Genomic DNA, 25,201 nt, shown 5'->3' with positions numbered 1-25,201 from the left:
CAGACTTTCGAAGCCAGTTAAGCCGCAACTCAAATTTGACTTGGCGATTTAAGATGAGGGGGGCATGCCAGCACCAGCGAGATTCACATTCTACGAATCTCGGAATCTTCCCTATCTCTGAGGAGTCGGTGATAGTTTCAATATGATAAAAATTTGCACTAGCCCTACTTGGTAAGTGCATTTTTCATGTTTTTTTGATAGAATGATAGGACGGAAAGTGAGAGAAAATGACTAAAAAGATTGTTGCTATTTGGGCTCAAGATGAAAATGGATTGATAGGAAAAGGTGATAGACTTCCTTGGTCATTGCCAGCTGACTTAGCTCATTTCAAAGAAACGACAACAGGTCACACGATGGTGATGGGACGTATAACCTTCGACGGCATGGGTAAACGTGCTCTTCCCAATCGTCACACCATCGTTTTGACAACGGATACAACCTATCAACTGGAGAGTGAACGTGTTACCATTTTACACAGTGTGGAAGATGTCCTAGATTGGTATAACAACCAGGAACAGACACTATTTGTGCTTGGTGGGGGACAAATTTTTACTGCCTTTGCACCTTACATTGAAACATTAATAGTGACAGATATTCATGGTCAATTTAATGGCGATGTGTACTTTCCGAAAGCATTTCCTATGGAGAAATTTCAGCTACAAAGCTCCAATTTACGTCCAAAAGACGAGAAAAACCCGTATGATTTTACAATAAAAACCTATGAAAGAAGAGATGGTTAGGCATGGAGAGAAGTTTATTCGGTTTATTTACAGCATTTCTCTGTGGGATTTGTGTTCTTTGTGCGATTCAAGCCTTTCGGAAGAAACGTTTTGGTTTAGCAATTTTATTTTTACTGAATGCTTTTACCAATCTGGTCAATAGTATTCATGCTATTTATGGATTTTTATTTAGATAAGAGATATGAAAGAGGAAACACATGGCTGTTAAGCATACACATGAGCTAATCTATTGCTCATTTTGCGGAAAAAATCAAGAAGAAGTTAAAAAAATTATCGCTGGGAACAATGTCTTCATTTGTAATGAATGCGTGGAACTAGCACAGGAAATCATTCGTGAGGAACTGGCAGAAGAAGTTTTGACAGACTTGGCCGATACGCCAAAGCCACAAGAATTACTCAATATCCTGAACAACTACGTCATCGGACAGGATCGTGCAAAACGTGCTTTAGCAGTAGCCGTTTACAACCACTACAAACGTATCAATTTCCAGGATAGCCGTGATGAGAACGATGTTGATTTGCAAAAATCAAATATCCTTATGATTGGCCCGACTGGTTCAGGAAAAACCTTCCTAGCTCAGACCTTGGCTAAAAGTTTGAATGTCCCGTTTGCTATTGCTGATGCGACCGCTCTTACTGAGGCGGGTTATGTTGGTGAAGACGTAGAAAATATCCTCCTCAAACTTTTGCAGGCTGCAGACTTTAACATCGACCGTGCAGAAAGAGGAATTATCTATGTGGATGAAATTGATAAAATTGCCAAAAAAGGTGAAAATGTGTCCATTACCCGCGATGTATCTGGTGAAGGTGTCCAGCAAGCTCTCCTAAAAATTATCGAGGGAACTGTGGCCAGCGTACCACCACAAGGCGGACGCAAACATCCAAACCAAGAAATGATTCACGTGGACACCAAAAATATCCTGTTCATCGTTGGTGGTGCATTTGATGGTATCGAAGAAATCGTCAAACAGCGTCTCGGTGAAAAAATCATCGGTTTTGGTCATAATAATCGTGCTATTGATGAAAAAGAATCATACATGCAACATATCATTGCAGACGATATTCAAAAATTCGGTATCATTCCAGAGTTGATTGGTCGCTTGCCTGTATTCGCAGCTTTGGACCAATTGACAACAGAGGATTTGGTACGTATTTTGACGGAACCGAAGAATGCTCTTGTAAAACAATACCAGACACTCTTGTCTTATGATGACGTGGAGCTTGACTTTGATGAGGACGCCTTGTTAGCAATTGCAGAAAAAGCAATTGAACGTAAGACTGGCGCTCGTGGGCTTCGTTCCATCATTGAAGAAACGATGTTGGATGTCATGTTTGAGGTGCCAGGCCAAGATAACGTTAAACGTGTTCGTGTAACAAAAGCAGCAGTAGACGGTAAAGAAAAGCCTTTACTAGAAACTGCTTAAAAATAAAGGGTAGAAACTGATTGATTTCTACCCTTATTTATGAAAGGTATAAAATGGAAATCAACACACATAATGCTGAGATTTTGCTCAGTGCTGTTTCAAAAGCCCAGTATCCTGGCGATGACATTCCAGAAATTGCCCTTGCCGGGCGATCTAACGTTGGAAAGTCCTCATTTATCAATACTCTTCTAGGAAGAAAAAATCTTGCACGTACGTCAGGAAAACCAGGAAAGACTCAACAACTCAATTTTTATAATATAGATGATAAAATTCGATTCGTAGATGTTCCAGGTTATGGCTATGCTAAAGTATCCAAAACTGAGCGTGCTAAGTGGGGCAAAATGATCGAAGAGTATTTGACGACACGAGAAAATCTACGTGTTGTGGTGAGTTTAGTAGACATGCGTCATGAGCCATCAGCAGATGATGTTCAAATGTATGATTTCTTGAAATATTATGAAATTCCTGTTATTATTGTGGCAACGAAGGCTGATAAAATCCCACGAGGAAAGTGGAATAAGCACGAATCGATGATTAAAAAGAAATTGGATTTTGATAAAAATGATCAATTCGTTATCTTTTCTTCTGAGACTCGTCACGGATACGATCAGGCATGGGATGCTATCTTAAGCAACATCTAATAAACAGTTCAGGAGAAAAATCATGGAACGTACTTTCTTCATCATCAAACCAGATGCTCTTAAGCGTGGACTTGCGGGACAAATTCTTTCACGTATCGAACGCAGGGGATTTCAAATCCAAGATTTAAAAATGGTTACAGCAACAGAAGAGCTAATCAGTCAACATTATGATCATTTGACAGATAAACCTTTCTTCCCGCAATTAGTACAATATATGACGAGCGGGCCGATGATAGCTGGCATTATAGAAGGGCCAGAAGTTATCAAATCTTGGCGAGATATGATGGGAGCTACCAATCCAGTAAACGCCCTACCTGGGACTATTCGTGGAGATTTTGCGACAGCGCCCGTTGAGGGAATTGTGGCAAATGTCGTTCATGGTTCAGATAGTGCAGAAGCAGCCGAACGCGAGATCGGTCTTTGGCTGGGAAAATAGCAGAGCAGTTCAACCACAGCAATCCTACTCAAAGTTTGTGTCAACATCTCAGCGCAGTGGTTGATTGGCAGATTTGTTCGTGTTTCACACTCCAAATCTGTCCTAATCAACTGTGCGGGGGTGGGAAAACGAACTCTTCTATGAATGCAGGAGTTCTTTCCCACTCCCGTTTTTCTTATGGCAAGTTCTTGGTATTTCTGATATAATAAAGAGTAATACCCTTGTAGAGGAAGAAACATGAATTTAGAAGATTTGAAAAAACGACAGGAGAAAATTCGTAATTTCTCCATTATTGCCCACATCGACCATGGTAAATCAACCTTGGCTGACCGTATTCTTGAGAAGACAGAAACAGTTTCCAGCCGTGAAATGCAAGCTCAGTTGCTGGATAGTATGGACTTGGAACGCGAGCGTGGTATCACAATTAAACTCAACGCTATCGAACTCAACTATACAGCTAAAGATGGAGAGACATACATTTTCCACTTGATTGACACACCAGGACACGTGGACTTTACCTATGAAGTATCGCGTTCTCTTGCGGCCTGTGAAGGTGCGATTCTGGTGGTGGATGCTGCTCAAGGGATTGAAGCACAGACCTTGGCTAACGTTTATCTAGCCTTGGACAATGATTTGGAAATCTTGCCAATCATTAACAAGATTGACCTGCCAGCAGCAGACCCAGAGCGTGTTCGTCAAGAAATCGAAGATGTGATTGGTTTGGATGCTTCAGAAGCAGTGCCAACATCAGCTAAGGCAGGTATTGGTATCGAGGAAATCTTGGAACAGATTGTCGAGAAGGTTCCAGCACCGACTGGTGATGTCGAAGCTCCTTTGCAAGCATTGATTTTTGACTCTGTCTATGACCCTTATCGTGGGGTTATCCTCCAAGTTCGTATCGTCAATGGTGTCGTGAAGCCAGGTGATACCATCCAGATGATGAGCAACGGCAAGACCTTCGATGTAACAGAAGTCGGAATTTTCACACCAAAAGCCATTGGTCGTGATTTCCTAGCAGTTGGAGATGTTGGCTATATCGCAGCTTCTATCAAGACTGTAGCTGATACTCGTGTCGGTGATACAGTAACCTTGGCGGAAAATCCTGCCAGCGAGCCACTCTCAGGCTACAAACAGATGAACCCAATGGTCTTTGCGGGTATCTATCCAATTGATTCCAATAAGTACAATGACCTCCGTGAAGCCTTGGAAAAGCTCCAGCTCAACGATGCCAGCTTGCAGTTCGAACCTGAAACATCGCAGGCCCTCGGCTTTGGTTTCCGTTGTGGTTTCTTGGGCCTCTTGCACATGGATGTTATTCAAGAACGGATTGAGCGGGAGTTTAACATTGACCTCATCATGACAGCACCGTCGGTAGTCTACCATGTCAACATGACAGACGGTGAAATGATTGATGTAGCCAACCCATCTGAGTTCCCAGACCCAACAAAGATTGCAACTATCGAAGAACCTTACGTTAAAGCGCAAATTATGGTACCGCAGGAATACGTCGGTGCAGTCATGGAATTGGCTCAGCGGAAACGTGGTGACTTTGTGACTATGGATTATATTGATGATAACCGTGTCAATGTTATCTACCAAATTCCACTTGCGGAGATTGTCTTTGACTTCTTTGACAAGCTTAAGTCATCCACTCGTGGTTATGCCAGCTTCGACTATGAGATTTCTGAATACCGTTCATCCAAGTTGGTGAAAATGGATATTCTCCTCAATGGGGATAAGGTCGATGCTCTCAGCTTTATCGTCCACAAGGAATTTGCCTACGAACGTGGGAAAATCATCGTTGATAAACTCAAGAAAATCATTCCTCGTCAACAGTTTGAAGTGCCAATCCAAGCTGCTATCGGTCAGAAAATCGTGGCCCGTAGCGACATCAAGGCCCTTCGCAAAAACGTTTTGGCCAAGTGTTATGGTGGTGACGTTTCCCGTAAACGCAAACTCCTAGAAAAACAAAAAGCCGGTAAGAAACGGATGAAGGCAATCGGATCAGTAGAAGTGCCACAAGAAGCCTTCCTCAGCGTTCTCAGCATGGATGAAGACGATAAGAAATAAACTTGATACAAAGAAACACTCCTGCATTTTGTTGCAAGAGTGTTTTCTCTTATTTACGTTTCATTTCACCTTGTGGGTAGTAAGTCCCTTCAGGCATATCATTGATGAAGACATGAATGGCTTCTTTTGGCGCATTAGTATTACGAGATACAACTTCGGTAACTTCACGTGCTAAGGCAATCTTTTGTTCTTCTGTGCGTCCTTCAAACAAATCAATACGTACAAACGGCATATATTTCCTCCTTTATTTTTCGTTTATTGTACCATAGTTTTTATGATTCTCCAAGGATATTTTCATAATGTATTGCAAAATATATTTATATTTTGTTATAATAATATCGCGATCAACAATAAGGAGAATGATTTATGTTTAAGAAAAAAGCAACTCAGATAGTTAGCGAAACGTCAATAAAAAAATCTAGAAAGTTTCTTAATCGGAAAACAGCAGGAATAACTGGTGGCGTCCTACTTACAACATTTATCGGTTCACAATTAATGACTGCTGAGCTTCCGAAAAAAGATGACCTTTATGGACAACAGTATGTAACAGTCGTAAAACATCTTCAAGAAGCAGGTTTTAAAAATATTCAGGGGGTGGAAATTACTGATTTAGAATTTGGAAAAATAGGGGAAAGCGATCTTGTCGAACTCGTCTCTGTTGACGGAGAAGATTGGAAGGAAGGACGGGCTTTAAAAAATATCCCAATTACAATCTCCTACCATGTTCCCAAAAAAGATGCCGTTGAATTCAACCTACCAGCTTCTAAAAATTTAGCAGATGTCGAGAAAGAGCTGAAAGATTCAGGTTTTAAACAAGTCGAACTAACTCCTGTTCTGCTAGTAGAAGAAGGCAATGCGGACAAAAAAGATAAGATTGATCGCCTTCAAATCGGAAATCACACCTATCAATCCAATCATTTTTACTCTACTAGTCTCCCTGTTACATTAACCTATTTTGACGTTAGCAAAGATAACATCAAACTACCAGAAAATCTAGCAGAGGCTAAAACAAAACCAGAGCTCGAAAAACAGCTAAAAACAGCAGGATTTACAGACATCAAGTGGACTGCTGTTGCGGACAAGGATAAAGCAAAGCACGAAAAAATTCAAAAAATTAGTCTCGGTGGCGCAGAGCTTCAGTTGCCCACCAAACAGGAGATTATCAGCAAAAAATCAACCCCCATTGTAATCACCTACTACGATTTCTCTAGCTTCGCTGAACTGCCATCATCCATTTCAACAAAAACAGCTGCAGATACTAAAAAATTGTTTACTGACGGTGGTTTTTCTCAAGTATCTGAAGTAGCAACAGAGACCAATGAAATTGCTAAAAATGGACAAATCATTGCGGTCGAGATTGATGGAAAATCTTTTAACGAGATGAACGATAAGGTCATCAAAAAAGATAGCAAAGTCATTATCAAATATTGGAACGCTGAAAAAGCTATTGCTGAGAAAGCACGTAAAGAGGAGGAAGAGCGTCTCGCCGCCGAAGCGCAAAAAGTTGCAGAAGCAGAAGCACAAAGCCAAGTTCAGCAATTTGCTGCTACACCATCTCAAAACACATATTATCCAAATTGTAAGGCAGTTAGACAAGCAGGAGCTGCACCAATCTATCGTGGAGAACCAGGTTACGGTAGTCATTTAGACCGTGATGGAGATGGAATTGGGTGTGAGTAAGAAAAACGTTGACAGCGTTTACATTGTATGCTATACTGCTCTTATAAGGAGGGATTACTCATGGCCTATAAATACCGTATGATTTTATCGTTCCTACTCGCTGGATTATGTTTGTATCTAGTAGCAACTGTTTTTGCCAAGAGTATATGGGAAGGACCTTTGTTTCTTGCATTTTCTTTTTACAGCCTAATATATGGTTGTGTTATGCTCTACAAGTGGAAACCAACGGCAGCTAAAATTATTTTTGAGTGTGTCGGAAATTTCTTATCATTCCCTTGGTCTTAATATCAAACAAGCTCAAAACGGGCTTGTTTTTCTATTTCCATAAGGACCATTTTATGATAAAATGGAGGGAGTGAAAATTTAAGATTGGAAAGAGAAAAGTGGCTCAATTATATTATAAATATGGGACAATGAACTCAGGAAAAACCATTGAGATTTTGAAGGTTGCCCACAACTATGAAGAACAAGGAAAACCTGTTGTTATCATGACATCTGCACTTGATACTCGTGATGCCTTTGGTGTTGTATCCAGTCGTATAGGCATGAGAAGAGATGCAGTGGCGATTGACGATGATATGGATATCTTTGGTTTTATTGAAAAAATGGAACCGCGTCCTTACTGTGTTCTCATTGATGAAGCACAATTTCTTCGACGTCATCATGTCTACGCACTTGCTCGCGTAGTCGATGAATTAGATGTACCCGTTATGGCTTTCGGTCTTAAAAATGATTTCCGAAATGAACTGTTTGAAGGTTCCCAACATTTGCTCTTATTGGCTGATAAATTAGATGAAATCAAAACAATCTGCCAATATTGTTCTAAAAAAGCGACAATGGTTTTAAGAACGCAGGATGGAAAACCTACTTATGAAGGAGAACAAATCCAAATTGGTGGCAATGAAACCTACATTCCTGTCTGTCGCAAACATTATTTTTCACCAGAAATTAAAGATTTACCCTAATTTTTGAAAATGAAATGAGAAGCGGCTGTAAACCGAGCATCTGTATAGAACTGAATTTGCCTATGACTCTGTGCCAATTTTCATGACCTACAAATAACAGAATGGAAATGAACACGCCCTACAAGCTAACTGGAAGTGTGTTCGGTCAAATATTTAGAAAGGAATTGAATACGGGCTACGAACTGTGCCCGCTTCATGACCTACATATTACAGAAAGGAAATGAACACGCCCTACAAGCTGTGTCAAAAAGATAATTTCTCCAAGTGTTTGTAACACTTGGTCAAAATTCCTATTTTGACTGTGCTTGCTTAACGGGCTTTGTATCTTAATTTTATGAACATCTACGATCAATTACAGGCGGTGGAGGACCGCTATGAGGAACTTGGTGAATTGTTGTCTGACCCTGATGTGGTCAGCGATACCAAGCGTTTTATGGAGTTGTCTAAGGAAGAAGCTGCAACTCGTGATACAGTAACAGCCTACCGCGAATATAAGACTGTACTTCAAAACATTGTCGATGCAGAAGAGATGATTAAAGAATCTTCTGGTGATGCTGATTTGGAGGAAATGGCTAAGGAAGAACTCAAACAAGCTAAAGCTGACAAAGAGGCTTACGAAGAAAAGCTGAAAATCCTTCTTTTACCAAAAGACCCTAACGATGACAAAAACATCATCTTGGAAATCCGTGGTGCTGCAGGTGGTGATGAAGCTGCCCTCTTTGCTGGAGACCTTTTGACCATGTATCAAAAGTATGCAGAAGGTCAAGGCTGGCGTTTTGAAGTCATGGAGGCTTCTTATAATGGTGTCGGCGGTATCAAGGAAGTGGTTGCCATGGTCTCTGGTCAATCCGTTTATTCAAAACTCAAGTATGAATCAGGAGCTCACCGTGTCCAACGTGTCCCTGTGACAGAAAGCCAAGGTCGTGTCCACACCTCAACCGCAACCGTTCTCATCATGCCAGAAGTTGAAGAAGTAGAATACGACATCGATCCAAAAGATCTTCGTGTCGATATCTACCACGCATCTGGTGCTGGTGGACAGAACGTCAACAAGGTTGCAACTGCCGTGCGTATCGTTCACTTGCCAACCAACATCAAAGTAGAGATGCAGGAAGAACGGACCCAGCAGAAAAACCGTGAAAAGGCCATGAAGATCATCCGTGCCCGTGTTGCGGACCACTTCGCACAGATTGCCCAAGATGAGCAGGATGCAGAGCGTAAATCAACCATTGGTACTGGTGACCGTTCAGAGCGTATCCGTACTTACAACTTCCCACAAAACCGTGTGACAGACCACCGTATCGGCTTGACCTTGCAAAAGCTGGATACTATCTTGTCAGGTAAGATGGACGAAGTCGTAGATGCTCTTGTACTTTACGATCAGACGCAAAAACTAGAAGAGCTTAACAAATAATGAATTACGCTCAATTATTTGCAGCATACGAGGAACAATTAGTCGCAATCGGTGAAGAGGCAGAATCCCTGTCCTTCACCTTTCGTGGCTTAAAGGGATTGAACTTTACGGAATTTCTCCTCCTGCTCCGTCAGGAAGTTACACCGACTGACAAAGAAGAGATTGATGCGATTTTTCAGCAACTTTCCCAGCACCGACCTGCCCAGTACATTATCGGCAAGGCTGATTTTCATGGCTTGGAGTTTGCGGTGGATGAGCGAGTCTTGATTCCAAGACCTGAAACGGAAGAATTAGTTGATTTGATTTTGCAGGAAAATAGCGGAGCAGGTTTGCGTATCTTAGACATCGGTACAGGAAGCGGTGCCATAGCTATTTCCCTTGCAAAAGCTAGACCTGATTGGGAAGTGGTTGCGGTTGATATTTCAAAGGATGCCCTAGCAGTGGCTCAGGAAAATGCAAGAACCAACCAAGTCTCTGTTCACTTTCTAGAATCGGATGTCTTGCAAGCAGTGAAAGGGCAATTTGACATCATCGTTTCCAATCCGCCCTACATCTCACCAGATGACACAGATGAAGTTGGACTCAATGTATTGACTTCTGAGCCACATCTGGCCTTATTTGCGGAAGAAGATGGCATGGCTATTTATAGACAAATTGCGGAGCAAGCAGGGACATTTTTGAAGGAGAATGGAAAACTCTACTTTGAAATTGGCTACAAGCAAGGGCAAGACCTAACTGACTTACTCGCTCTGCATTTCCCCAAAAAGCGAATTCGAGTCCTCAAAGACCAATTTGGACAGGATAGAAAGGTCGTAGCGGATGACAATGGATAAACTCCGAAAAATTCTTGAAAATGGTGGTGCTGTTATCCTTCCAACTGAAACAGTCTATGGGCTTTTTGCTCGAGCCTTGAATGAAGATGCAGTCAATCGCGTCTATCAGTTGAAACAGCGGCCGAGGGATAAGGCAATGAACTTAAACGTCTCAAATCTGAACGATATTTATTTTTTCAGTCAAAATCCACCCCATTATCTGGAAAAACTGTATAATAGATTTATGCCAGGACCACTAACGATTATCCTGAAAGCGAACAAAAACGTTCCTTTTTGGGTTAATTCTGGACTGGATACTGTTGGATTTCGTCTTCCAAAGCACGAAAAAACTTTACGTTTGATTGCGGAAACGGGTCCCTTAATCGGACCATCAGCTAATGTTTCAGGACAAGAAAGCGGCAAGAAGTTTTCGGACATCCAGGTACAATTTTCAGTTGATTTGCCTGGCATTGAGGATGACCAAGCTCTGACAGGTATTGATTCAACGATTTTGGACCTTTCTGGACAGAAAGCGCGGATTTTGCGCCAAGGTGCTATCAGCCGCGAAGAGATTCAGAAAGCCATTCCCGAAATAGAATTTGAGGTAGTTTTATGATTCGTCCCATTGAGAAAGGTGACTTGGTAGTCATCCGAGAAATCAATGCTCAATCCTTAGGGTATGATTGTTCATTAGAACAAACTGAGCGACAGTTTTTTAGATGCACGAGTACATTGGGGCATATCTTATTGGTCTATATAGATGACATAAGTGGCGCAGTGCAAGGCTACATTCACGCACAAGTCTATGAAAGTCTCTATTCGGATACAGGCCTCAATATTCTCGGACTAGCTGTTTTGCCTAGTCATCAAGGACAAGGGATTGGAGCAAGTCTGCTGAAAGCCGTTGAGCAAATTGCACAGAAAGAGGGCTGCCATTTTATTCGCCTCAATTCTGCTGATAGTCGTCTCCAAGCCCATCTTTTCTACGAAAAGAATGGCTATCACTCCGATAAAATGCAGAAGCGTTTTATCAAGCACATTTAGCCCAATACAAAGGAGTACCGCACATGATTTTTGACAAAGTTAACTACAAAGAATTTGATAAAGAAGTTTGGGAAGCTATCCAAGCTGAAGAAAAACGCCAACAAAATAATATCGAATTGATTGCGTCTGAAAACGTTGTTTCTAAAGCTGTTATGGCAGCTCAAGGTTCTATTTTGACCAACAAATATGCTGAAGGTTACCCAGGTCGTCGTTACTATGGCGGTACGGAATGCGTTGACGTAGTTGAAAGTTTAGCTATTGAACGTGCTAAAGAAATATTCGGTGCAAAATTTGCTAACGTTCAGCCACACTCAGGAAGTCAGGCCAATTGTGCTGCCTACATGGCCTTGATTGAGCCAGGAGACACTGTTATGGGGATGGACTTAGCTGCAGGTGGTCACTTGACTCACGGTGCATCCGTTAGCTTCTCAGGACAAACTTACAACTTTGTCGCTTACAATGTTGACGAAGAAACTGGCTTGCTTGATTACGATGCAATTTTAAAACAAGCAAAAGAAGTACAGCCAAAATTGATTGTAGCAGGTGCTTCAGCCTATGCACGTACAATTGACTTTGCTAAATTCCGTGAAATTGCTGATGCAGTTGGTGCCAAACTGATGGTGGATATGGCTCATATTGCTGGTCTTGTAGCTGCTGGTCTCCATCCTAACCCAGTTCCTCACGCTCATATCACAACAACAACAACTCACAAAACACTTCGTGGGCCACGTGGTGGTTTGATTTTGACCAATGACGAAGAACTTATTAAGAAAATCAACTCAGCCATTTTCCCTGGAATTCAAGGTGGTCCATTAGAGCATGTTATTGCTGCAAAAGCCGTATCTTTCAAAGAAGTTTTGGACCCAGCTTTCAAAGACTATGCTCAGAAAGTGATTGAGAACAGCAAGGCCATGGCCGAAGTCTTCCTTGCAAACCCTAACTTTAAAGTCATCACAGATGGAACAGACAACCATCTCTTCCTCGTTGACGTGACCAAAGTTGTTGAAAATGGTAAAGTTGCTCAGCATCTCTTGGATGAAGTAAATATTACTCTCAATAAAAACTCAATTCCTTACGAAAAACTCTCACCATTCAAAACAAGCGGTATCCGTATTGGCTCTGCGGCCATTACTGCTCGCGGTTTTGGAGTAGAGGAAGCTCGCAAGGTTGCACAACTAACTATCAAAGCACTTGAAAATGCAGAAAATGAAACCGCTCTTGAGGAAGTCCGTCAAGAAGTGCGTGCTTTGACAGATCAATTCCCACTTTACGAAGGTTTATAATGGATATATTTGTAAAAAAAGCCATCATACATCAATTTAGTCCTGATGATACAGAGCTGGTCCTTGCCGACCAGCTTTTGACTGTTAGCCCAAAAATAGAAGAATATTTGCGTAAAAAGATTGAACGTGTCTTTTCTGATGAAGCAAAAACAGGACAATTTAATCCCGACAATCCTTTTCTTGACTATTTAGATGGTGACCTACTGACAAACTCTGTCAAGATTGCTAATCTCTGGAAAGAAGAATTTTCAATTTCTGAGAATTTAAAAACCAATGACCTCATTTTCATAGAGTTTGAACGAAATGGTGTTGAACATTTTGCCTTTTTGAGAATCTCACTGCGTGAAAATCTCGCCCACGTTGGTCTGGAAAGTGGAAGTCCTTTAAAAATCACCCAGAATAATTTACCTGGAGCGGGTTCAGCACCTGATGAAGCCTTGATTGTCAATCTTCAAACGCGGAAGTATCATTTGATTGAGAAAAGAATCAAACACAATGGAGCCTTCCTCAATTATTTCTCAGATAATCTTCTGCAAGTTACACCAGCTATTTCTGCAAAAAAATCAATCAAAGCAGTAGAGCAAACTGCACAGAAGATTGCTGACAATTTCCATCAAGGCGATTTTCAATTTCAATCAAAAGTCAAGTCAGCTATTTTCAACAATTTGGAAGAAGATAACGAGCTTTCACCTGAAAAATTGGCTGATCAGTTATTCGACAACAACCTGACTGCTCGTTTAAATTTCGTCGATCAACTGAAAGAGGTCATACCTGATAAAATTTCCTTCGATGAAATTGATAGTAGCCGTCAACTTAAGAAATTTGAAAATCAGAAGCTATCTTTATCAAACGGAATTGAGTTGATTGTGCCAAATGCAATCTATGAGGATGCAGAATCGGTTGAATTTATTCAAAATGACAACGGAACCTATTCTATTCTTATCAAAAATATTGAAGACATAAAGAGTAAGTAAATGAAAAAACTGATACGTACGCTGATACTTCTTTTACTGATTTTTCTCGGTTACAAATTCTATCAAACCTACAGTGCAGTAAAGCAAGTGATGACCTATCAAACTATGGTACAAGAAGTATTGGCAGAAAACGACACACCAGCTAATGAAGAACTAGTCCTAGCAATGATTTACACAGAAACCAAGGGACAAGAAGCAGATGTCATGCAATCAAGTGAGTCCGCTACTGGCTATGCTAACACCATCACGGATAGCAGAGAGAGTATCCGGCAAGGAATTATCTACCTGACAGAAAACCTACGGTTGGCTGAGGAAAAAGGAGTAGAGGTTTGGACAGCAGTTCAGGCATATAATTTCGGTCCAGCCTATATTGACTATATTGCTGAGCATGGTGGAGAACATACACTCTCTTTAGCGAAAGAATACTCCAGAACAGTAGTAGCACCAAGCTTAGGGAATACTACAGAAGAAACGTATACCTATTTTCATCCTTTGGCTTTGCTAAATGGTGGGAAGTTATATGTAAATGGTGGAAATATCTACTATGCTAGACAGGTTCGTTTTAATATGCACCTGATGCGCCTCATTAATTTATTTTAATACCTATCAAACTCATCGGAAATTTGATGAGTTTTTTAACTACAGCATTTTTACAAACTAGGTAAAATTGTAGTATAATAAAGAGAATAGGAGACAGAGTGATGAAACGAAATGTATTGATTACAGGTGCAAGTAGTGGCATTGGCAAAGCAATCGCTTATGTGTTTGCTGCTAATGGTGATAATATCATCATTACAGGGCGAAGATTGGACAAACTAGAAGAAATTAAGCAAGATATTGAAAAGCAATACCATGTTCAGGTATCAGTTCATTCATTTGATGTTACGAATATGGAACAAACGATTGTAAATTGTCAAAAAATCTTAGAAGAAGTTGGACAAATTCATATTTTGGTAAACAATGCTGGCCTGGCATTGGGATTGGATAAATTCCAAGACTATGATTTGACTGATATGATGACAATGATTGATACCAATATTAAAGGATTACTAACTGTGACACGTCAGTTATTGCCACAAATGGTTGAAAATAATGAGGGTCATATTATCAATATTGGATCAACAGCCGGTATTTACGCCTATGCAGGAGCTGCTGTCTATGCTGCAACCAAATCAGCTGTCAAGGTGCTTTCAGACGGGATCCGTATTGACACGATTGATAAAAATATCAAGGTAACTACCTTACAACCCGGTATCGTTGAGACTGATTTTAGCAAAGTTCGTTTTCATGGAGATAAAGAGAGAGCAGCGACAGTCTATCAAGGAATTGATGCTCTTCAAGCAAATGATATTGCCAACTGTACGCTATTTGTTGCAAATCAACCTGCACACGTGCAGATTTCTGATATGACCATTATGGCAACCAAGCAGGCAACTGGCTTTACTATTCATAGAGATTAGAGGGGAGATAGCTAGAATGAAAAGAAAATATTTAGCACTCGCTCTTGGCTTGCTCACTATCATGTCGCTTTCTGCCTGTCGAACTGAAAAGAAGGGCGGTTCCGCAAGTACCTCAACTGCTGATACCCAGGTTTCTAATGCCAATACAAGCACTTCATCAACAATCCAACGTGAGATTTCTCTTAGTTCTATGGATATAGATGCTCTAATGCAAGGCAATTACGATAGTATACTAGGCACCTGGCAAAATAGTCAAGGAAATTCACTGGTCTTCAATAGCAAAGGATTAGTAGCAGATAGCCAGTCCTTACTTGGCCGAGGAAAAATAACTGACGGAATTTTTGAAACAGGCTATGTAGACGCAACGATTGGCGATGTAACACTATTAATGATTCCCAAAGGAACACAAGCAAATACAACTGAGACAGACACTACTGACTCTACGCGCGATAGAATGATTGTAATAAGCCAAGAAACAGCAGCAGACGTAGTAGATGTTTATTATCGCTTGACCAATTCAGCCACTAGCGGTATAGACCCATTAAAAAATACTGAAACAGGTGTCCAGTTGGATAGTGGACCAAAAACGATTGATTATGCCAACTCAATTTTAGGCGAAAACAATTGGCGCGTCATTGAAGGTAACTACACGCGCACCGAATCTATTCCTTATAATATTTTGGAAGGCGATGATAATGCCCGTTACACTATTTACCAAAACGGTGTCATTATCAATGCAGATTATCAAATTGTTTATCAACCATAATGATTCTCTAGTTGGTTAGACATGACATTCACATCATTTGAACCAACACGCAATGTTCAAGATTTTCATTTGGCAGCCTTTGCCTACTATGATGGACTAGATGTAATCGACCAACTCAAACCAGGAACACCTGTTCAGCTAGTCGGAGAGCCGTCAAACCCACATGACTCAGAAGCTGTAGCAATCTTTTATCAGGGCACAAAGTTAGGATATATCCCATCAGATAAAAACTCACTAATCAGTCGGTTAATCTATTTTGGACACAGCGATATTCTAGAGGCACGTATTCAGATGTCCAATACAGAAAATCATCCTGATCGCCAGTTTCGAGTCGTTGTAAAACTAAAAGATAATCGTAAAAATGATAGTCGGTAATTTACCAACCTAACCATTTTCTACTTAACACGGAGCTGTGCCCTCCGTTTTTGTTCTTCAATAATACTTAAAAAGGCTGCAAACTCCCTATCCAGGCGATGTTGGTAGGCCTTATTTTTTATTGTGAGGTCTTCAAGGAACACTGGATAGGTTCCTTTTTTATACAATTCTCCTTGAAAGAAGAAGCGGTCCGATAATTTATCAACTGAAACAAGCGAAGAACGCCAGCGGCTTTTACGAGAATGAGAAGGTTTCCAAGATATTTTTAATTGCTTCTCATAAAAGTACCAGCCCATAATATAGATTTTAGTAAGCTGATTTCGTTTTCTGTCTTGGTAGAAACAAGGAACTGCATAAACATTTCCATGCTTTGTTTGCAAAAAAGGATGAAAATCTTTTATCTTTTCGTATTCTTTCTTTGGAATAAGGGTTAATTGATTATCCTTAATAACCTTTTTCTCATCAATAGTATACGAATATCGGTAGGGGTCATAAATGGTTGACTGTCCACGCGCTCTATAACGCTCTGCCATTTCCTTAAAAATAGGTAGACGTCCATAACTATTCATCAGACTAGATAGACTAAGTCCTCGTCGATTATTATTTTTCTTCACACCAAGAATCTGGCAGGTAGGCCAATAATTGATAGGAATGGCTCCTAATCCAACCAGAAGACCGGCGCTGTCAAAATGACTGGCAAAGCGTACCTCACGAGTGTGACCAGTCTCATTTTTCAAATCAACAAATACAGGTTGCTTGTCCTGTTCAAAAACAATTATATAATTTCCAGAAGACTCCGTATTTTCTCTAATTGGAACGGTGTAGAAGTGGTGAAAATTTGGTAATTCTAGTAACTTTCCAAGTGTTGATGTTTTCATAACACAAGTATAACAAAAAATATTTTTCAAATCCACAAAAACGTTTAATTCGTTAAACAAAAAATATAAAGAAGCTGGGAAAGACATCCATGACGACTTTCCCACTCCCACCGTTTATTCAAGGATAGGCGATAATTGTCTTATCTACCGAATCTTCCAAAGCCTGGCGCGATTCTTCTGATAAACGCAAATCTGCAAGGGTTTGTTCTGAAAAATAGTAGGGATTTAAACTATCTACAAATGCAGAAATTGAAATGATAGCTTTCTCCAATATCAGAGATTTTTCAGTGTAAGAAAAGGGAATAGCAGACCAATCATCACTATCAAACATTTCTAAAATATCTTTTTGAACTTGAATTTCAGCCTCATTTTTAGCTGAAACTAGGATTGTTTTTAGTGTAGTACGAAAACTTTCCTTGTCTTGCACCAAGTCTTCCAAGGTCAGCAAGCTTTCATCTGCCTTCTCATAAAAAATATCTAATTCCGTCTCTGACGAAGTAGTCACATGGAGCCAGTCAGCCTTGATACTGGTTTTCATTACTGCATAGGCAGAAGTATTTTCAAAGGGACTGCTGCGCGTTTGAGGATAGAGAACAATCCACTCTTTCTGGAATAGATTGTCAGGTTTAGCTATTTTCAGTTCCTCCTCAGAAGCTGTACCAATCCGCTGGCTGATAGCAGTAGTGGCATCTCGTTGATAGAATCCAATGATACGCGGATTTTGCGGACCACCAATGGCATCAATTTTTGTTCCTAGATCATTAATAATACGTATGTTCAAGGAATGACACTGCTCATTTAATAGTCTATTTTGCTCTTTTCCAAGCCAGTAGATTCCGATACAAGATAGACCAGTAGCAATAAGCAAGACAAGTAACAGCACTTTCGAGTATTTCAGCACAGCCATCACACCTTTCTAAAACGTTTTCATTCACATATTATCATATAAAAATATCAAAAGCAACTATTTTAAGGTACCGCATTAAACGGTTACACAAGTATATAAATTCTAAGTTTACGACAGGAATGTTTAATGATAAAATATAGGTAAATGCGAACTCATAATTTAATAGGTGTAGATACAACACCGTTGGAGGATACTATGGATGAACAAAATCAATTCAATTGGGTAAACTTTTATAAGGAATTTGCTTGGAAATTAGTAGACTATAAAGATAATAGAGCAGAGCTGGTTGAAAAAGTAAAAGCTATCTATACCAAAACAAAGATACATATGCCCACGTTAGAAAAGGACAATCAACTGATAGATATTGATCCTTTTACGATATTTGGACTCTTCAATAAGCAAATAAAAGAGAAGAATCGCATCAAAATTCTGATAGCTATAGCAGAATTATTCCACCTCCAAGCGGAAATCCCATCCTCTTTTGAAAGCATACCAGTACTGATGAATCAGAATGCGACTTTCTATTACTTTATCGGAGATCGTGATGAGAATGATATTGATGACTTATGGGAACTTTTCATTGCTGCTTTGACCTATAGCAAGGAGCCTACGGCTGAGAAGAAAGAAAAATTTTCACACTATTTTGATTTGGCTATAAACAAGAAAGGAAATGGTAACAGCAAGATTACGATGGCCTTGTATTGGATTGCTCCTGACTTTTTCTTGAACTTAGATAGCAGAAATAAGTGGTATGTGTACGAATCTGGGGAGATTCCTACTGATGTCATCAAAAAACTACCAAAGATGAAGTCAAAAATTTCTGCCGATGATTATTTTTATATATCGGACTCTATGCATCATTATTTAAACAGTGCAGAGAGCAAACTGAAAGATTTTAAAGAATTATCAGCCATGGCTTGGAAATACTCTAAACAGATCAATCAAGAAGAGAAGGAAAGAAGTGCAAGAGCAATTTCTCCACTGGCTGAGGAAGCTGATACTGGAAACGTGATAGGTGGAGAAGAGGTAGTAGAAGATAGCTATACGAAAAATCACTTCCTATCAGAAGTCTATATGACAGAAGAAGAGTATGATAAATTAACCTCCATACTCCAAATGAAAAAGAATATCATCTTACAAGGAGCACCAGGAGTTGGAAAGACGTTTGTTGCAGAACGCCTAGCATTTTCATTAATGGGTAAGCCAGATTTAGAAAGGGTCATGACAATTCAGTTTCACCAAAGCTATTCCTACGAGGACTTCATCATGGGCTTTAGACCTTCGACAAGTGGCTTTGAGCTGAGAAGGGGGGCATTCTATACTTTCTGCAAAAAAGCAGAATCTGACAAGGGTCATGATTATTTCTTTATTATTGATGAAATAAACAGGGGAAATTTGAGCAAAATTTTTGGTGAACTGTTTATGCTGATAGAAAATGACAAACGAGGCAAGTCTTTACAGCTCCTCTACTCGGATGAGCAATTCTCAATTCCAGAAAATCTATATCTCATCGGCATGATGAATACCGCAGATAGGAGTTTAGCCCTACTTGATTATGCACTGAGACGTCGCTTTGCCTTCTTTGACATTAAGCCAGGTTTTTCAACTGCGGGATTCAAATATTATCAAACAAATCTGAAAAACGAAAAATTCGATAGACTCATTTCCTGTGTAGAAAAGCTAAATCAGGCCATTTCAACAGAGGAAGTACTGGGAGATAGCTTCTGTATTGGGCATAGTTACTTCTGCGGTTTATCAGCAGAAGTACTGGACCAAGGCTTACTAGAAGCCATTGTTGAATATGAACTGATTCCCCTATTGAAAGAATATTGGTTTGATGAACCGACAAAAATTCATGATTGGAGTAGTAAGTTAAGGAGTACCATCCAGTGATACCTGTCCAAAATATCTACTATATGCTATCTTACGCATTCAAAATCCTTCATAAGCAGGAATATAAACGGATCGCTACTGAAGAATTTAAAAATGCTGCAGATCTACTGGCGGAAATAATGATCATTAGCCTCTCGATACAGGTGAAAAGAGGACTTGGTAGAGAGTATCGTTCTCAAACCGAGTCACTCTCGGCACTTAAAGGTAAAATACATATCGCTGAATCTTTAACACCTCCGAATTGGCGTAGAAAGCAACTTGTTTGCCAATACGATGATTTTTCTCTTGACAGCACAATGAATCGCATTATCAAAGCAAGCATTGAGATACTGCTAAAAGCTGATGTAAGCAGAGACAGGAAAAAGAAATTGAGAAAACTCTTAGTTTTCTTTGGAGAAGTCTCAAAAATTAATCTACACTCAATCAATTGGAATTTACAATATAATCGAAACAATCAATCGTATCAATTACTAATGTCAATCTGCTATTTGGTAGTGAATGGATTAATTCATACAGAGAGGGAGGGGAATAAGAAATTGATGAATTTTCTTGATGAGCGGAGGGAATCCTTGCTATATGAGAAGTTCATTCTTGGATATTATAAAAAGCATTATCCCCAAATACAGGTTACCGCCTCTCAGATACCTTGGGCACTAGATGATGGTTTTGGAGATATGCTCCCCATCATGCAGAGTGATATTTACCTCAAATATAAAGATACTATATTGATTATTGATGCTAAATATTATTCTAGTAACACACAGATTCGCTTTGATAAGCGCACACTCCATTCACATAATCTATACCAAATTTTTACCTATGTGAAAAATCAGGCTTATCGCCTGTCAGATTCAAACAATACAGTAGCGGGAATGCTTCTATACGCTAAAACAGATATAGATATTCAACCTAATCAGGTCTACCAAATGCATGGAAACCAGATTAGTGTCAAAAATTTGGACTTAAACCTGCAGTTTGCAAGTATTGCTGAACAACTGGATGACATCATTACATCGCATTTTCTATCCCCTCCAAAACGGTACTAGTTAGAGTTTTGAGCTAGAAAACAAAAAAACAATCAAAGTAGTAGCACTAAACTACTCTTTGATTGTTTTTTTTATAAGACTCTTTCCTATTTTGGAGTGTCGGGTTAGTTGATTTCCCAGATCAGCGACGCTTTCTTGTTTTCAGTCGTCGGGTAAAACAGTCTTGAGAGACTGGCTGATAGAGCCTCTCCCCAGGCTCTATCACTCCCACTCAATTGAAACAGGTATTCTCCTATCCCTTGTGGGACAAGGGATTAGAAGTAGTATATACTTCAAGGGGGGGATTTTTAGGGGGGAATGATTTTTTCATATGTTGATTTCCATTAAATTTTACTCTAGTTTCATGTGCAGTTTGTATGTTAATTGCATTAGTGAGTAACTGGGCTATCTCTTTATCAGCACCACTGTATAGGTGAGCATAGTGACGCAAAGTTATCTCAGGACTTGAATGTCCTAATCTCTTTGAAAGCGCAAGAATAGAAGCTTTTAACTCATTTAAGACATAGCTTGCATGACTATGTCTTAGACCCTTAGGTTGAATCCTACGAACACCTGCAAGCTCTGCATATCTATTTAATATTCGGTTTATGGTTGATTTTATCATAGGATAGCCATCGTAAGTAAATATAAAGTCATTTTCTTTACCAAGTCCAATTTGAGTTTGTATTTCTCGCCATTGCCTCAATATACTGACAGTTGTATCATCTAATTCAATGATTCTTTTTCCATCATCTGTTTTTGTATATTCTTTTCTAATGTATTTTTTTCTTGATTGAACCTCAAGCATATGGTGGATGCGTAATTGTTGTTGGCCAAATGCAATATCACTCCAATACAAAGCAGTTCCTTCATTAACTCGAATACCAGTCGTATAATATAGATATAGCATTACAAAACATAAATGTTCGTATACATCATCAAGGCATATTTGTTGCAAGACTAACTCGAATTCCGTCCTTGTCCAATAAGGGACAATTTGCTTTCCTTTTGGAATTGCTTTTACTTTTTTTGAAATATTGTATTCAAGAAAATTTCTCTCGACAGCTTTATCAAGTGTTTTACGAAACATACCAAAAACTAGGGAAGCATATGATTGACTGTAACCTGAGCCTCCATTGTTTGCATCTGTCAGTAGCCAAATCTTAAAATTATCAACATCGGTCACGCTTATTTCACGTAGTTTTATATCACCAAATTTTTCAATAATAAGTTGTAAAGCTGGATATCTAGTATTAAACGTTGAGGTCTCGACATATGAACGATAGTAAGGAATATATACTGTGTCCATAAATTCTCGATACTTCATATGATAAAAAGAATAGCCATCTGCCTTATGATACTCTCTTTTTATCCTAGTAACTTCTTTATGCGCTTGAAGTGCTGATGTAAAAACATTCCCGAATCTATCTCTTGATTTTTTCCTCCTTATCCTTTCACCTGTAGCTTTGTCAGTACCTAACTCAATCTGATAAAAAAATTTACCTGATTTTAGGTCTTTGTAAACACCTGGATATTTAGTTTTTTGTTGGGTTTTGTTTGCCATTCTCTGCTGTCTCCTCTGAAATTGTTACTCCAATTAATGATTCGACAGCAGAAGCTGGAACAATAGCAAGTCTCTTGTTATTATACAAATAATAACCTTGATTGACAAGATTCAGTTTAACTTGTTTGATAATGCCTGTGGCTTGATATTTTGTAAAACCCATCTTTATCAAATGGGATTTTTCAATCATTCTGTCTGTCATCATCTTCCTCCTTTGAAATTTTGAGAGTCATTTTTTTATACTTATCATAAACATCTGAATTAAATTCAATTTTATTTTTATCGGACTCGTAGTAAGGATTGTCTATTCGCTCATATTCCACATAATTATTTTTTTCATTATCGAATTTGTATGTAATAATAGATTTATCAGTTACTTCTTGAAGAAGTGTAATCCGTCTAATGAGCTGAATCACAGTGTCAATTTTCTTATCAAAGCCAGCTTGTTTACTAATTGATTCATAAAATTGAAAAGGTGAAAATGGGGTGTTTATTATTATTGTCGTTGCAATAATTGGTTTATCAAAGAAACGACTGGAAGCAGTAGCGTCAGCATTAAATGGGTCAATGATAAGTAAGAAATCAGCATAATTAAAATTACCTCCCCGACCTGGTCTGATTTCTTCGATAATTATAGTTTCTTGCGAACCGACATTTTGAAATGGGTCACGTGAGGAGCCTGTTGTATAGAATGGTTTTCCAATTGATTTTGCAAAGTGTTTGCATAATCTCGATTTTCCAGTTCCAGATGGACCATAAAGCCAAATAATTTCTCTCTTAAATCCATTTTTTAGTGCATTTTCTTTCCAATTTTCAAAATCAATTTCTGTTCGTCTTTTCTTAGCTTTTGAAAATTCTCTATCGTATTTCACAAGTGTATATCCATCAACCTCTTTAATTGCTTCGTCGAATGTTATATCTCCAGCGATTATTTTATTTATGAGGTTTCGTACAACATTGATTGTTTTTTCTTTTCTAGAGTTAGATTGAATTTTTGATTCAATGTTCTCGATTCTTTCAGCATAGTCAAAATTTGCGAAAACTTCATCTACTGAATATTGATATTTTTCACTTGCATCCGCCGTACGATGGATTAAGTAAGAATAAGCATTGTTTACTTTACCTTTCCAAGCTTCGAAAAAGTTTGATTGAACCTCAAACCCATTTTGTGAAAGCTTGTTGATAATTGAATTTAACCAAATAGCATTTTTAAACCTGATGATAATATGATAGTGTGATTCTGTATCAATATCTTTATCGTGGATGATACCTGCAATTTCAAATGGATTCAGTGTTTCTTGAAATAATTTGATTATTTCTTGCAAATTTTTAATTGAAACACTTTCTACTGTTGAACAGAACATATAAGCAGTATGTCGAATAGAAGGTACCTTTTCTGACATTTTTCTCTTTTTCTTCATTTTATTCCTTTCAAATTTTGACAATGACAATGTAATTCATGCTGTCTATAACAAGCCCAGACAGCATTTTTTTCAAGAGCAGATGTTACTCTTGACAATGACAAAATAAAAATTTGGATAATTTAATCGCTATGTTTCGTCAGTGCAAATCTTCAATAAATGTTCTTACGAAATGCACAATTGAAATAGAATTTTAGAGGAAATATGATAAATTTTTCGTTATTTTTCTCAATAATGTATGCTAATTCTTGTATAAACTAGAATGATAGAAAATTTGATTACTTGTTAAGTGATACTGCTCAATAGCTATCCTTTGCTCTTGTTGATGCTGATTTTCTTAAGAACTATGATTTCATTCATCTGTCTTGCAGGCTTCAACAGACTACATTCAATCACAGTTCTTAAAAGAAATTATCAGCAAAACAACAAATCGAGCAACGATAGATTGAGAGTTTCACTTAAGTACAAGCAATCAATTTTTATCGGTTTCTAGAGTTATTTTAAAGAATTAGTCATATATTAACTGAGAAAGCCAATATAAAAATCGAAAAATAGGGTTATCATCTTTCCAATCGTCAAATTCTTTTTCTGCTTTGCGCTTATCTCGTTCAAGAACACGTATTTCTTGATTCACACTTGCACGTTCTCTAATAGCGTTTGAAATATCTTTCTCAACTTTTTCTTTGTCACTGAGTAATCGATTTAACTCTGCATTTCTAGAAGTTAATACTGACTCTGTTCTTTTTAAATCAGCTTTTGTATTTTCAAGTTGCTCATTGTACAGATTTTCTTGTAGTCGTAAAACAGAAGAAGTATCACAATATTCACCAGTATATTTATTTTTAAGTACTAAATACACCGGTGCTTTTTCTCGTTCTTCATGACCGATTATCATTTCTTCTAGACTACTTGAACATTTTAACTTGAAGTCTTTTTTTGACATTTCGCTATAAGTGATGAGAGCAATGTCAAAGTCAGTTGCTTCATTTTGTAGTGTATGCTCAGCGACAGTCGATGACAAAGTTATCTTCATTTTTCAGTTTACCTTTCTTTTTTATTCAAATAACTGAATTGATTCAGCTCTGAAATATATCGCACCATTGTAGTCATAAGCTTCTAAATTCTGAAATTTATATCCAATAAAAATTTTTAAATTTTTATTTAATTCAGCTGGAAGTGCAACTTGAAACGGCTCTGAATTGTCTTGCATAAACCAGTATTTGTATCCTGTTATCTTATCCGTTCTACCATTATCGTCGTACTTAAATTTCAAAGTATAGTCGGTAGACAATAAATAATATGGTTTGCTAACATCAGTTACAACGCTGGCTAAAACTGAAGGACTTAGTTTTTTTGTTTTCATTCTTAATTTCCCTCTCATTTCGATGGTCTTTTTTGTAGTATACTTTTGTGTTAAAATATTCTACAA

28 protein-coding genes are annotated in these 25,201 nt (G+C 38.6%); 20 read left to right on the top strand and 8 right to left on the bottom strand.

All coding sequences use genetic code 11. The features are described from left to right. Positions 1-227 precede the first annotated feature (227 nt). The 5 genes from K5Q22_RS07365 to lepA all read left to right on the top strand — a co-directional run bounded on the left by K5Q22_RS07365 (position 228) and on the right by lepA (position 5,311). The gene (locus K5Q22_RS07365) at positions 228-740 is read left to right on the top strand and encodes a dihydrofolate reductase (RefSeq protein ID WP_205014223.1); all 513 of its coding nucleotides are present in this window, start codon (positions 228-230) and stop codon (positions 738-740) included. A gap of 197 nt (positions 741-937) precedes the next feature. Beyond that, positions 938-2,164, top strand: coding sequence for an ATP-dependent Clp protease ATP-binding subunit ClpX (gene clpX, locus K5Q22_RS07360; RefSeq protein ID WP_002934974.1), 1,227 nt, complete (start codon positions 938-940; stop codon positions 2,162-2,164). 53 nt (positions 2,165-2,217) lie between these two features. Beyond that, positions 2,218-2,805: a ribosome biogenesis GTP-binding protein YihA/YsxC gene (gene yihA / locus K5Q22_RS07355; RefSeq protein ID WP_014638915.1), complete on the top strand. Its 588-nt coding sequence runs from the start codon at positions 2,218-2,220 to the stop codon at positions 2,803-2,805. A gap of 22 nt (positions 2,806-2,827) precedes the next feature. Then, positions 2,828-3,241 (top strand): nucleoside-diphosphate kinase, encoded by a 414-nt coding sequence (gene ndk, locus K5Q22_RS07350; protein ID WP_002943190.1) that lies wholly within the window; start codon positions 2,828-2,830, stop codon positions 3,239-3,241. A 237-nt stretch (positions 3,242-3,478) separates the two neighbouring features. Then, a complete protein-coding gene (gene lepA / locus K5Q22_RS07345; RefSeq protein ID WP_024383525.1) occupies positions 3,479-5,311 on the top strand; it encodes a translation elongation factor 4 in 1,833 nt (610 codons plus the stop codon). Between the two features lie 49 nt (positions 5,312-5,360). Here the strand turns inward: lepA and K5Q22_RS07340 are convergent, their stop codons facing one another. Continuing rightward, positions 5,361-5,543, bottom strand: a complete 183-nt coding sequence (locus K5Q22_RS07340; RefSeq protein ID WP_002934978.1) for a 4-oxalocrotonate tautomerase — start codon at positions 5,541-5,543, stop codon at positions 5,361-5,363. A 134-nt stretch (positions 5,544-5,677) separates the two neighbouring features. Between K5Q22_RS07340 and K5Q22_RS07335 the strand changes: the two genes are divergently transcribed. The 13 genes from K5Q22_RS07335 (at position 5,678) to K5Q22_RS07275 (ending at position 16,084) form a co-directional block, all read left to right on the top strand. Beyond that, positions 5,678-6,991 (top strand): excalibur calcium-binding domain-containing protein, encoded by a 1,314-nt coding sequence (locus K5Q22_RS07335; RefSeq protein WP_205014225.1) that lies wholly within the window; start codon positions 5,678-5,680, stop codon positions 6,989-6,991. 60 nt (positions 6,992-7,051) lie between these two features. Beyond that, positions 7,052-7,276: a hypothetical protein gene (locus K5Q22_RS07330; protein WP_024385203.1), complete on the top strand. Its 225-nt coding sequence runs from the start codon at positions 7,052-7,054 to the stop codon at positions 7,274-7,276. Between the two features lie 98 nt (positions 7,277-7,374). Beyond that, the gene (locus K5Q22_RS07325; RefSeq protein ID WP_012028098.1) at positions 7,375-7,956 is read left to right on the top strand and encodes a thymidine kinase; all 582 of its coding nucleotides are present in this window, start codon (positions 7,375-7,377) and stop codon (positions 7,954-7,956) included. 334 nt (positions 7,957-8,290) lie between these two features. After that, positions 8,291-9,370, top strand: a complete 1,080-nt coding sequence (gene prfA / locus K5Q22_RS07320; protein ID WP_015646857.1) for a peptide chain release factor 1 — start codon at positions 8,291-8,293, stop codon at positions 9,368-9,370. Next, a complete protein-coding gene (gene prmC / locus K5Q22_RS07315; RefSeq protein ID WP_024406331.1) occupies positions 9,370-10,203 on the top strand; it encodes a peptide chain release factor N(5)-glutamine methyltransferase in 834 nt (277 codons plus the stop codon). The genes prfA and prmC overlap by 1 nt, the downstream gene beginning before the upstream one ends. Beyond that, positions 10,190-10,798 (top strand): L-threonylcarbamoyladenylate synthase, encoded by a 609-nt coding sequence (locus K5Q22_RS07310; protein ID WP_205014228.1) that lies wholly within the window; start codon positions 10,190-10,192, stop codon positions 10,796-10,798. Before prmC ends, K5Q22_RS07310 begins: the two co-directional genes overlap by 14 nt. Beyond that, complete coding sequence (locus K5Q22_RS07305) at positions 10,795-11,226, top strand: GNAT family N-acetyltransferase (protein ID WP_205014230.1); 432 nt, start codon at positions 10,795-10,797, stop codon at positions 11,224-11,226. The genes K5Q22_RS07310 and K5Q22_RS07305 overlap by 4 nt, the downstream gene beginning before the upstream one ends. A gap of 23 nt (positions 11,227-11,249) precedes the next feature. Then, complete coding sequence (glyA, locus tag K5Q22_RS07300) at positions 11,250-12,509, top strand: serine hydroxymethyltransferase (protein ID WP_205014232.1); 1,260 nt, start codon at positions 11,250-11,252, stop codon at positions 12,507-12,509. Further along, positions 12,509-13,483: a nucleoid-associated protein gene (locus K5Q22_RS07295; RefSeq protein WP_015646852.1), complete on the top strand. Its 975-nt coding sequence runs from the start codon at positions 12,509-12,511 to the stop codon at positions 13,481-13,483. The genes glyA and K5Q22_RS07295 overlap by 1 nt, the downstream gene beginning before the upstream one ends. Further along, complete coding sequence (locus K5Q22_RS07290; RefSeq protein WP_002934990.1) at positions 13,484-14,083, top strand: lysozyme family protein; 600 nt, start codon at positions 13,484-13,486, stop codon at positions 14,081-14,083. A 101-nt stretch (positions 14,084-14,184) separates the two neighbouring features. Further along, positions 14,185-14,943 carry an SDR family NAD(P)-dependent oxidoreductase gene (locus K5Q22_RS07285; protein WP_205014234.1) on the top strand — a complete coding sequence of 253 codons (759 nt, stop codon included), beginning with the start codon at positions 14,185-14,187 and terminating at the stop codon, positions 14,941-14,943. A 16-nt stretch (positions 14,944-14,959) separates the two neighbouring features. After that, the gene (locus tag K5Q22_RS07280; protein WP_205014237.1) at positions 14,960-15,709 is read left to right on the top strand and encodes a DUF6287 domain-containing protein; all 750 of its coding nucleotides are present in this window, start codon (positions 14,960-14,962) and stop codon (positions 15,707-15,709) included. A 21-nt stretch (positions 15,710-15,730) separates the two neighbouring features. Further along, positions 15,731-16,084 (top strand): HIRAN domain-containing protein, encoded by a 354-nt coding sequence (locus K5Q22_RS07275; protein WP_024408909.1) that lies wholly within the window; start codon positions 15,731-15,733, stop codon positions 16,082-16,084. Between the two features lie 20 nt (positions 16,085-16,104). Here K5Q22_RS07275 and K5Q22_RS07270 read toward each other — a convergent pair whose 3' ends face one another. Then, complete coding sequence (locus tag K5Q22_RS07270) at positions 16,105-16,962, bottom strand: hypothetical protein (protein ID WP_205014241.1); 858 nt, start codon at positions 16,960-16,962, stop codon at positions 16,105-16,107. Positions 16,963-17,080: 118 nt separating this feature from the next. Next, positions 17,081-17,869 (bottom strand): hypothetical protein, encoded by a 789-nt coding sequence (locus tag K5Q22_RS07265; protein WP_205014243.1) that lies wholly within the window; start codon positions 17,867-17,869, stop codon positions 17,081-17,083. A gap of 195 nt (positions 17,870-18,064) precedes the next feature. Between K5Q22_RS07265 and K5Q22_RS07260 the strand changes: the two genes are divergently transcribed. Then, positions 18,065-19,762: an AAA family ATPase gene (locus K5Q22_RS07260; protein WP_205014245.1), complete on the top strand. Its 1,698-nt coding sequence runs from the start codon at positions 18,065-18,067 to the stop codon at positions 19,760-19,762. Beyond that, positions 19,759-20,808 carry a 5-methylcytosine-specific restriction endonuclease system specificity protein McrC gene (mcrC, locus tag K5Q22_RS07255; RefSeq protein ID WP_205014247.1) on the top strand — a complete coding sequence of 350 codons (1,050 nt, stop codon included), beginning with the start codon at positions 19,759-19,761 and terminating at the stop codon, positions 20,806-20,808. The genes K5Q22_RS07260 and mcrC overlap by 4 nt, the downstream gene beginning before the upstream one ends. A gap of 232 nt (positions 20,809-21,040) precedes the next feature. Here mcrC and K5Q22_RS07250 read toward each other — a convergent pair whose 3' ends face one another. From K5Q22_RS07250 to K5Q22_RS07230, 5 genes are all read right to left on the bottom strand, one after another. Then, complete coding sequence (locus K5Q22_RS07250; RefSeq protein WP_205014248.1) at positions 21,041-22,351, bottom strand: site-specific integrase; 1,311 nt, start codon at positions 22,349-22,351, stop codon at positions 21,041-21,043. Continuing rightward, positions 22,323-22,553, bottom strand: coding sequence for a DUF3173 domain-containing protein (locus K5Q22_RS07245; RefSeq protein ID WP_398578139.1), 231 nt, complete (start codon positions 22,551-22,553; stop codon positions 22,323-22,325). Before K5Q22_RS07245 ends, K5Q22_RS07250 begins: the two co-directional genes overlap by 29 nt. After that, positions 22,534-23,772, bottom strand: coding sequence for a Rep family protein (locus K5Q22_RS07240; RefSeq protein ID WP_205014250.1), 1,239 nt, complete (start codon positions 23,770-23,772; stop codon positions 22,534-22,536). The genes K5Q22_RS07245 and K5Q22_RS07240 overlap by 20 nt, the downstream gene beginning before the upstream one ends. A 508-nt stretch (positions 23,773-24,280) precedes the next feature. Continuing rightward, complete coding sequence (locus tag K5Q22_RS07235; protein ID WP_024406349.1) at positions 24,281-24,805, bottom strand: hypothetical protein; 525 nt, start codon at positions 24,803-24,805, stop codon at positions 24,281-24,283. Between the two features lie 21 nt (positions 24,806-24,826). Next, on the bottom strand, positions 24,827-25,135 hold the full coding sequence (locus K5Q22_RS07230; RefSeq protein ID WP_205014251.1) for a hypothetical protein: 309 nt from the start codon (positions 25,133-25,135) through the stop codon (positions 24,827-24,829). Positions 25,136-25,201 lie beyond the last annotated feature (66 nt).

Source organism: Streptococcus sp. 2018162 (assembly GCF_019754175.1).
In the GTDB taxonomy this organism is placed as follows: Bacteria; Bacillota; Bacilli; order Lactobacillales; family Streptococcaceae; genus Streptococcus; species Streptococcus hashimotonensis.
This window is presented reverse-complemented; position numbering and strand designations above follow the sequence as displayed.